The organism is Bradyrhizobium sp. GCM10028915 (assembly GCF_042666195.1).
GTDB lineage: Bacteria > Pseudomonadota > Alphaproteobacteria > Rhizobiales > Xanthobacteraceae > Bradyrhizobium > Bradyrhizobium canariense_D.
Genome location: NZ_JBHTFN010000043.1, coordinates 259,521 through 267,941, shown reverse-complemented (window position 1 = coordinate 267,941; position 8,421 = coordinate 259,521). Strand labels below are relative to the sequence as shown.

Genomic DNA, 8,421 nt, shown 5'->3' with positions numbered 1-8,421 from the left:
AGCCCTGTCGACGGAGCCGGAAACTTACAGACGAGACGAAGCCTAGCAGCGCCGCTCGTCGGAACGCAGCCTTGGGCTCACGGAGAGCAATCCGCCCTGCCCTTAGCCTCTCGCACCCGAACGCTGCCGCGTCCACCGCAAGCCCGGCTCGCGAACATGACGACCACAAGATCGCCCCTCAAGGATGAGCCGGGATGCGCGACACATACGCTAAAACCGAATTTCGGTAAAGCGGAATATTTTTGTGAGAGCGGATTGACACGGGGGCGACACAGCAAGGTCCCGTAGCCCGGATGAGCGAAGCGACATCCGGGGTCTTGCCACAAGCGACAGCGGTCCCGGGTGTCGCTGCGCTCACCCGGGCTACGAGAGCTCACCGCTTCGTTCGCACCGGCGTTCCGTCCGCCATGAGTGTCACTCCCTTCCGTTCGACAATCATCCCGTAGGCGTGCGGCTGACGGTGAACGTCGAAATTGAAAGTGGTGCGCTTGTAGGAGTTGCAGAGATCGAGATCGCAACGGGCGAGCGCGATCTCGTCGCCCTTGGTCGTGCATCGCGCGATGATCTCGCCGGAGGGCGCGATGACGCAGCTACCGCCGATGTGGTCGACGCCCTCCTCGACACCGGCCTTGGCGACGCCCACCACAAAGGTGCCGTTCTGGTAGGCGCCAGCCTGCATCACCAGATGATTGTGAAACAGCGAGAGATCGTCATGCTCGGGCGCCGGCGGATTGTGCACCGGCGTGTTGTAGCCGATCATCACCATCTCGACGCCCTGCAGGCCCATCACCCGGTAGGTCTCGCTCCAGCGGCGGTCATTGCAGATCGCCATCCCCATCACGCCGCCAAAGGCCTCGGTCACGCCAAAGCCATCGCCTGGATCGAAATAGCGCTTTTCCAGATGCTGGAATTCGCGCCAGGGCTCATGCTCGGCATGCCCGGGCAGATGAACCTTGCGATATCTGGCGACGATGGCGCCACTCTTCTCGACCAGGATGGAGGTATTGTAGCGCCTCACAATTCCGGCCTCGACCGTCAGCTCGGCATAGCCAAGGTAAAATCCGATACCAGTTTCGCGCGCGAGATCGAACAAGGCTCTCGTCTCCGGCCCTGGCATCTCGCGCTCGAAGAAGCTGTCGATCTCCGTCTGATCCTCGAAATACCAGCGCGGAAAGAACGTGGTCAGCGCGAGCTCGGGATAGACGATCAGGTCGCAGCCGTTGGCGTGCGCCTGGCGCATCAGGGCCATCAGGCGCGCCACGACCGCGGTTCTGGTCTCGGTTCGCGCGATAGGGCCAAGCTGGCCGGCCGCGATCGTCACAAATCTCGTCACGAATCTTTCCCTCGTCCGCTTCCTGGGTCAGGTCGCGGCAGAGACTATCGCGCGATGCGCCGCGCGCACAGCCTCGCTGTCCGGCACGGTGCCCAACCGAGAGGCAGCCCGACCGTCGCGTGGAAAGTACCGAGAACAGATAATCTCGCAAACCTCCGCTCGTGCTGCTCAGGCGATCGCGCATAGGCAGCTACACGCCTACCGGGGGGAAGATGCATCTCACGGAGCCCGACTTACCAACCCGCCGATGCAGGTTCGTTGAAGAACATCGTCTGATCGCGCGCCGCCATGCGCGAGGGCTGGCGTCGACGGTGCCTCTCCGCACTGCGCTTGTTCGAAACGGTCCGAGCTGCTTGCTTCGGCGTCGCATCAGGCTGCGCCACCATTGCAAAAGCTTGGCGGGGCCTCTCCTGCGTGGGAAGCGCGTCGGCGACGGCAGGCGCGGGAGTCGGCGGAACCGACTCGGCTTTGGACAGCGATATTTGCCGTACGCTGGTGTCGAGGACGATCTTCTCAGGCCAGGTTTGCGCGGAATGAACGCGCACAATCGACCGATCTGGCTCGGCCGGCGCGGCGGCGCTCACGGGGGCGGTCATGTACCGGTCGGCGAGGAAAAGGAGGGCGAGCAGAGCGCCGCCGGTGAAGACGAAATAGCGGATGAGCGGCATGGGTCCCTCGATCGCCTCGTTGTCGAGGCCCCTGCAGCAACGGGAAAGAGTGGCAATCGTTCCGGTGCGCTGTCGAGCAATCGTGGGAGACGCTCAGCCGCCCACTGGCATTCCGCTTGCTGCACGGGAGTCAAATCCCTCAGACCCGCAGTGGGTCTGTCTCATCGTGAGGCGATCATGCACCCGACGTCCCGTTTCGAAGCGACCATGCCGACACAGCTCCACGCATTGATCTCCGATCTGCGTTGGCGCTTGCAAATGATCGACGCCGACATTCTGGAGGAAGAACGGAAGGCCGGAATCTCCGATCCCCAAAACCTCGCCTACCCCATGCTAGCGCAGAACCTGCGGGCCCGGCGCGACAATATCCGGGTGAGCATCGCGATTCTCGAAAGCCGCCTCGAAAAGCGATCGACGGAGCGGCCGCGCGCGGCCTAATGCGGCGACGGCGATTGGCTCCCGTCGCACCCAGGTTAACGCGAAGGAACTCCCGTTGCCGATCTGCAACGGTTCCCGTCCGTCTGAAGCCGGACAAAAGAAACTCCCATTGCGGCCACGAACCCCTCTCACAACGCCGTGAGACGAGCAGGGGAACGACGATGCGTGCGCAAAGACTCTGGGTGGTGAATGGGGCCGCCAGCGTCGAACAGTTGCAAACCAGATTGGACGATCTGAACAAGCGGCTCGGTCAACTCGAGACTCAGCACCCCGAGAGCTGGAAGGTCGAAGAGCTCAGATCGACTGCGCTCAGCCTGTCGCGCGAGATCGACGACATCCGCTGCGCCGAGGCGACGGCGGCGCTGAGCGAGCTCCTGCGGAAATAGCCGGCGTTCGCGATTCGCCCGTCGCGCAGGAACCAACGCCGCCTCCTCGCCATTGCCATGCCGAGCATGGAGCAAAATCATGACCAGGCACCTGACGCGGGCCGATCTCGCGCGCGGCGTGGCCGGCGCGGTATCTACGCTGGTCCTGTGCGCGACGATGGCATTCACCATCGCGCGCCACTTCGCTTTGTAAGGCATTTGGCGCTGTGAGGTATTTTCGATGACGTCCGACCCCGAGGAATCGGTCAGGCTGCAAGGCTACGGCGAGATGACCCTGCGTACGGCCGTCACGACGATGATGTTGCTTGCGCCGCGCGAGCGCGCGGATGCCGCCATCTTCCGCGTCCGCGACGGCGTCCGGCTTGCCTCAAGCGAGATTGCCGAACTCGCCTCCGAATGGGGCATCACGCCAACGCCGGAGATCAGGTCTCCGAACCTCGTCCCGGAGCAGCACTGGACCCACGTCGTTCGCGGCATGGTGCGTGAGGCGCCGCTGCCGGCGCTGATGATTGCGTTTATGGTCGGCGTGCTGGTGGCGAGGCGGTAGTCCTCTGACCTAGCTTACAACGCCGAGTTATCGAAACAGGAAATGCCGAGCCATGCCACCGCGACAGACCGCCCTGTCCGGCCAAATCGGCCGTGGACCCGCCCTGAAAATCGTTGCAAGAAGACGCTCCCGGGCGCCGGCGGCTGGTCCGCCAAGCTTGGGAACGAGCCTCTAGAAAAACGTCGCCTTTTGGAAGAATGGTCGGAGTGGCAGGATTCGAACCTGCGACCCCTGCGTCCCGAACGCAGTGCTCTACCGGGCTGAGCCACACTCCGACAAGAGGCCGGCTTATAGCGTCGGGTTTGGCGCACCGCAAGCGGCCGAGCTGAGGAATCTTATCCCTGTGAAAACGGGTCTTGAAACGCTGATTTTACCGGCCGGCGAGGCCGGCGCGGAAGCTGCCGCCCGGACATTGGCAGCCGGCGGGCTGGTCGCGTTCCCGACCGAGACGGTCTACGGGCTCGGGGCGGACGCCGGAAATGCCAGTGCCATCGCCCATCTTTACGCCGCCAAGGGGCGGCCGGCCTTCAATCCGCTGATCGCGCATGTCGCCGACCTCGCGGCCGCGCGCAGGATCGGACGATTCGACGCCTGCGCCTTGCGCCTTGCGGAGGCGTTCTGGCCGGGGCCGCTGACGCTGGTGGTGCCGAAGACGGAAAACTGCCCGGTGGCCGAGCTTGCCACCGCGGGCCTCGACACGGTCGCGATCCGCATTCCGGCCCATCCGGTGGCGCAGGCGATCCTGCGCGCCTTTGGCGGGGCGGTGGTGGCGCCGTCCGCCAACATCTCCGGCCACGTCTCGCCGACGCTGGCGGCCCATGTCGAGAGCGACCTTGCGGGGCGGATCGACCTGATCGTCGACGGCGGGCCTGTTACGGTCGGCGTCGAATCGACGATCGTCGGCTGTTTTGCGGCGCCGATGCTGCTGCGGCCCGGCGGGCTGTCTCGCGAGCGGATCGAGGCCGTGCTTGGTGCAGCGCTGGCGCGACTGCCCGCGGAGACCGACAGCGAAGACAGCCAGCCGCTGGCGCCGGGCATGCTGGCCTCGCATTACGCGCCACACGCCCATGTGCGGCTCAATGCGCTGGACGTCGCGCCGGGCGAAGCGCTGCTGGCGTTCGGCCCGGCGCGCCTGCCTGGTCTGGAGGCCGCCGTCGCCGTCATGAATTTGTCGCCCACCGGCGATCTCGATGAAGCCGCCGCCAATCTGTTCGGCTATCTTCGCGCCCTCGATGCTGGGGGGCCGCGGGCGATCGCCGTGATGGCGATCCCCGAAGAGGATCTGGGCGAAGCGATCAACGACCGGCTGCGCCGGGCGGCTGTGGCGCGATAAGAGCGAAGCAAGAGACAAGACAATGAACATTAATCATCCCGCCACCCCTCCGCTTGCGCCCGAGCTGATCGAACAATTCCGCAAGATCGTCGGCGAGAGGCACGCCATCACCGATGTAGCCGACATCGAGGCCTACGTCACCGAAGAGCGCAATCTATTCCACGGCCGCTCGCCGCTGGTGCTGCGCCCGGGCTCGACCGCGCAAGTCGCCGCAATCTGCAAGCTCGCCTCCGAGCACAAGATCGCGCTGGTGCCACAGGGCGGCAACACCGGGCTCGTCGGCGGCCAGACCCCGCACAATGGCGAGGTGGTGGTGTCGCTGCGCCGGCTCGACAAGATCCGCGAGATCGACACCGCCTCCAACACTATGACCTGCGAGGCCGGCGTCGTGCTGCAGATCGCGCAGCAGAAGGCCGCGGACGTGGACCGGCTGTTTCCGCTGTCGCTGGGGGCGGAGGGCAGCTGCACCATCGGCGGCAATCTCTCGACCAATGCCGGCGGCACGGCCGCGCTGGCCTATGGCGTCGCGCGCGAGATGGCGCTGGGGCTCGAGGTGGTGCTGGCGGACGGTCGCGTGCTCAACGTGCTGTCGAAGCTGAAGAAGGACAACACCGGCTACAATCTGCACAACCTGTTCATCGGCGCCGAAGGCACGCTCGGCATCATCACGGCGGCGACGCTGAAGCTGTTTCCGAAGCCGCGGTCGATCGAGACCGCCTTCGTCGGGCTGAAGTCGCCGGACGCCGCGCTGAAGCTGCTGGCGATCGCGCAAAGCGAGGCCGCCAATGCGCTGACGAGCTTCGAGCTGCTCTCGGAGATGGCGGTCGATTTCTCGATCCGCCACGGCATCGACGTGCGCGATCCGCTCGCGCAAAAGCATGCCTGGTACGTGCTGATGGAATTGTCGTCGCCCGGCGATGACGCCCGGACGCCGCTGGAAACGATCCTTGGCCGCGCCATGGAGGACGAGATCGTCGACGACGCGGTGATCGCGGCCAATCTGACCCAGCGCGCCGGCTTCTGGAAGCTGCGCGACGAAATGTCGTCAGCACAAAAGCCGGAGGGCGGCTCGATCAAGCACGACATCTCCGTGCCGGTGGCCACCGTGCCGGCCTTCATCGCCGAGGCCAATGAAGCCGTGGTGAAGCTGATTCCCGGCGCGCGGCCGGTGCCGTTCGGCCATCTCGGCGACGGCAATCTGCACTACAATGTCAGCCAGCCCATCGGCGCCAACACCGCGGACTATCTGGCGCGCTGGCACGAGATGAACGCGGTCGTGTTCGCCATCGTGCTGCGTATGGGCGGCTCGATCTCGGCGGAGCACGGCATCGGCGTGCTCAAGCGCGACGAGTTGCCCGACGTGAAGGACAAGACCGCAATTGAGTTGATGCGACAGCTCAAGGCGATGCTCGATCCGCTTGGAATCATGAACCCGGGAAAAGTGCTGTGAGTGGGCTCAAGATCGACGCGATCACCGAGGCCGATGTCGAGCCCGTGGTCGCGCTGTGGCAGCGCTGCGGGCTGACGCGGCCGTGGAACGATCCGCATGCCGACATCGCGCTGGCGCGACGGCGCGACAATTCCACCATCCTGCTCGGCCGCGACAACGGCGCCATCGTCGCCACCGTCATGGTGGGCCATGACGGCCATCGCGGCTGGGTCTATTACGTTGCGGTCGATCCGGATAGCCAGAAGCGTGGCTACGGCCGAGTGATCATGGCCGCGGCCGAAGACTGGCTGCGCGCGGCTGGAATTTTGAAGCTCCAGCTGCTGGTCCGGCGCGGCAATGAGCAGGCCAATGCGTTCTACCAGTCGCTGGGTTTCGAGGAATCGACCTCGGTGATGTTCCAGAAGTGGATCGACGGCCGCACCACAACGCCAAGCAACTGAGATCGAAGCATGACCATATCCGACCGCGTTCGCATCAAGGACGTCCGCGTGCTCTCGGACGGCTGGACCCCCCTCAAGACCACCACGTTCGAGTACCGGCGCGCCAATGGCGAATGGCAGACGCAGCACCGCGAGACCTATGAGCGCGACAACGCCGCCGCCGTGCTGCCCTACAACCGAGCGCGGCGCACGGTGATCCTGGTGAAGCAATTCCGCTTGCCGGCCTTCATCCGCGGTTACGACGATCTCCTGATCGAAGCCGCCGCCGGGGTGCTCGACGACGCCTCGCCCGAGGTGCGCATCCGCGCCGAGGCCGAGGAGGAAACCGGCTATCGCCTGCACCACGTCCACAAGGTGTTCGAAGCGTTTATGAGCCCCGGCGCCATCACCGAGAAGCTGCATTTCTTCGTCGCCGAGTACGAGCCGGAGATGCGGGTCAGCGACGGCGGCGGCCTCGAACACGAAGGCGAGGACATCGAGGTGCTGGAGCTCGGCATTGACGAGGCGCTGGCGATGATCGCGGACGGGCGTATCATCGACGCCAAGGCGATCATGCTGCTGCAGCATGTGGCGCTGCATGTGTTTCGGTAGGTTGTCTTCCTTCCTTCTCCCCTTGCAGGAGAAGGTGGCGCGAAGCGGCGGATGAGGGGTTTCTGTCCGCGCGCGCATCTCATGCAGTTGAACACGCGAGAGACCCCTCACCCGTCTCGCCGCTTCGCGGCGAGCCACCCTCGCCCGCAAGGGGAGAGGGGAAAAAGCGGACCTGGCTCTATCAGTGCAATTCTGACCTGCATTGCCCCGCCCCCCGTTGAGCTCACCCCCGACTATCTCTAGTCTGTCGCCAACAAGAACCAGGAGACGCGCCCCATGTCCGCTTCGCGCGACGACGAATTCGGCTTTGCGCCCGACTATGACGCCCCCGTTCCCTATATGCAGCGCACGCGGGACTATTACGCCGCGATTGGCTACACCACGGCGTATCGCTGGGCTCACTACACCGAGGCGCCGTTCCAGCCGCTAAAGAAGCCGTTGTCGCAATCAAGCGTCACCATCATCACGACCGCCGCGCCATACGACCCCACCAAGGGCGACCAGGGACCGAGCGCGGCGTATAATGGCGGCGCGAAATTCTACCAGGTCTATGAGGGCGACACGGCGAAGCCCCACGACCTTCGCATCTCGCATATCGGCTACGACCGCAAGCACACCACGGCCACCGACAACGGCACCTGGTTTCCGCTGCCGCAACTCTTGAAGGCGAGCGCGGCGGAGCGCATCGGCGAGGTGGCGCCGCGCTTCTTCGGCGCGCCGACCAACCGCAGTCATCGCGTCACCCTCGACACCGACGCGCCGGAAATTCTGGCGCGCTGCCTTGCCGACAAGGTCGATGTCGCCGTGCTGGTGCCGAACTGTCCGGTCTGCCACCAGACCACAGCGCTGGTGGCCCGGCATCTCGAGGCGAACGGCATTCCGACCGTGATCATGGGCTGCGCCAAGGACATCATCGAGCACGCCGCCGTGCCGCGCTTCCTGTTCTCGGATTTCCCGCTCGGCAATTCCGCCGGCAAGCCGCACGACATCGCCTCGCAGGCGCAGACGCTCGAGCTGGCGCTCAGACTGCTGGAGACCGCGAGCGGCCCGCAGACCACGATGCAGTCGCCGCTGCGCTGGAGCGAGGACGCTTCCTGGAAGCTCGACTACAACAACGTCGCGCAGCTCTCAGCCGAAGAGCTGGCGCGCCGCCGTGCCGAATTTGACAAGCAGAAGGAGATCGCGCGCGGCAATCGCGCGGCCTGACGTCCTCCGACAACCAAAACAAACAGGGA

General features: G+C 65.0%; 10 protein-coding genes and 1 tRNA gene. 8 read left to right on the top strand and 3 right to left on the bottom strand.

The annotated features are described in order from the left end of the window. Nucleotides 1-373 precede the first annotated feature (373 nt). Nucleotides 374-1,333, bottom strand: coding sequence for an N-carbamoyl-D-amino-acid hydrolase (locus ACFQX9_RS19510; RefSeq protein WP_085352581.1), 960 nt, complete (start codon nucleotides 1,331-1,333; stop codon nucleotides 374-376). A 233-nt stretch (nucleotides 1,334-1,566) separates the two neighbouring features. Beyond that, on the bottom strand, nucleotides 1,567-2,001 hold the full coding sequence (locus ACFQX9_RS19505) for a hypothetical protein (RefSeq protein ID WP_018458810.1): 435 nt from the start codon (nucleotides 1,999-2,001) through the stop codon (nucleotides 1,567-1,569). 258 nt (nucleotides 2,002-2,259) lie between these two features. Between ACFQX9_RS19505 and ACFQX9_RS19500 the strand changes: the two genes are divergently transcribed. The 3 genes from ACFQX9_RS19500 to ACFQX9_RS19490 all read left to right on the top strand — a co-directional run bounded on the left by ACFQX9_RS19500 (nucleotide 2,260) and on the right by ACFQX9_RS19490 (nucleotide 3,372). After that, nucleotides 2,260-2,439: a hypothetical protein gene (locus ACFQX9_RS19500; protein WP_371258555.1), complete on the top strand. Its 180-nt coding sequence runs from the start codon at nucleotides 2,260-2,262 to the stop codon at nucleotides 2,437-2,439. A 161-nt stretch (nucleotides 2,440-2,600) separates the two neighbouring features. Beyond that, on the top strand, nucleotides 2,601-2,825 hold the full coding sequence (locus tag ACFQX9_RS19495) for a hypothetical protein (RefSeq protein ID WP_377790120.1): 225 nt from the start codon (nucleotides 2,601-2,603) through the stop codon (nucleotides 2,823-2,825). 220 nt (nucleotides 2,826-3,045) lie between these two features. Next, the gene (locus ACFQX9_RS19490; RefSeq protein WP_085352582.1) at nucleotides 3,046-3,372 is read left to right on the top strand and encodes a hypothetical protein; all 327 of its coding nucleotides are present in this window, start codon (nucleotides 3,046-3,048) and stop codon (nucleotides 3,370-3,372) included. Between the two features lie 198 nt (nucleotides 3,373-3,570). Here the strand turns inward: ACFQX9_RS19490 and ACFQX9_RS19485 are convergent. Continuing rightward, nucleotides 3,571-3,647 (bottom strand) — tRNA-Pro (locus tag ACFQX9_RS19485). Between the two features lie 68 nt (nucleotides 3,648-3,715). On the opposite strand from ACFQX9_RS19485, the gene ACFQX9_RS19480 reads away from it, so the two are divergent. The 5 genes from ACFQX9_RS19480 (at nucleotide 3,716) to ACFQX9_RS19460 (ending at nucleotide 8,392) form a co-directional block, all read left to right on the top strand. Continuing rightward, nucleotides 3,716-4,705, top strand: coding sequence for an L-threonylcarbamoyladenylate synthase (locus ACFQX9_RS19480; protein WP_247369281.1), 990 nt, complete (start codon nucleotides 3,716-3,718; stop codon nucleotides 4,703-4,705). A 22-nt stretch (nucleotides 4,706-4,727) separates the two neighbouring features. Then, entirely contained in the window at nucleotides 4,728-6,155 is a 1,428-nt protein-coding gene (locus ACFQX9_RS19475) for an FAD-binding oxidoreductase (protein WP_085352584.1), read from the top strand. Continuing rightward, nucleotides 6,152-6,595, top strand: a complete 444-nt coding sequence (locus ACFQX9_RS19470) for a GNAT family acetyltransferase (RefSeq protein WP_085352585.1) — start codon at nucleotides 6,152-6,154, stop codon at nucleotides 6,593-6,595. The genes ACFQX9_RS19475 and ACFQX9_RS19470 overlap by 4 nt, the downstream gene beginning before the upstream one ends. 9 nt (nucleotides 6,596-6,604) lie before the next feature. Continuing rightward, a complete protein-coding gene (locus ACFQX9_RS19465) occupies nucleotides 6,605-7,186 on the top strand; it encodes an NUDIX domain-containing protein (protein WP_085352586.1) in 582 nt (193 codons plus the stop codon). Nucleotides 7,187-7,462: 276 nt separating this feature from the next. Further along, entirely contained in the window at nucleotides 7,463-8,392 is a 930-nt protein-coding gene (locus ACFQX9_RS19460; protein ID WP_085352587.1) for a glycine reductase, read from the top strand. Nucleotides 8,393-8,421: the final 29 nt, after the last annotated feature.

Excerpts from the sequence above, each read along its gene's own strand:
- ACFQX9_RS19505 (WP_018458810.1), bottom strand. The coding sequence starts at position 2,001 with ATGCCGCTCATCCGCTATTTCGTCTTCACCGGCGGCGCTCTGCTCGCC.
- ACFQX9_RS19500 (WP_371258555.1), top strand. The coding sequence starts at position 2,260 with ATGATCGACGCCGACATTCTGGAGGAAGAACGGAAGGCCGGAATCTCC.
- ACFQX9_RS19495 (WP_377790120.1), top strand. The coding sequence starts at position 2,601 with ATGCGTGCGCAAAGACTCTGGGTGGTGAATGGGGCCGCCAGCGTCGAA.
- ACFQX9_RS19490 (WP_085352582.1), top strand. The coding sequence starts at position 3,046 with ATGACGTCCGACCCCGAGGAATCGGTCAGGCTGCAAGGCTACGGCGAG.
- ACFQX9_RS19475 (WP_085352584.1), top strand. The coding sequence starts at position 4,728 with ATGAACATTAATCATCCCGCCACCCCTCCGCTTGCGCCCGAGCTGATC.
- ACFQX9_RS19465 (WP_085352586.1), top strand. The coding sequence starts at position 6,605 with ATGACCATATCCGACCGCGTTCGCATCAAGGACGTCCGCGTGCTCTCG.
- ACFQX9_RS19460 (WP_085352587.1), top strand. The coding sequence starts at position 7,463 with ATGTCCGCTTCGCGCGACGACGAATTCGGCTTTGCGCCCGACTATGAC.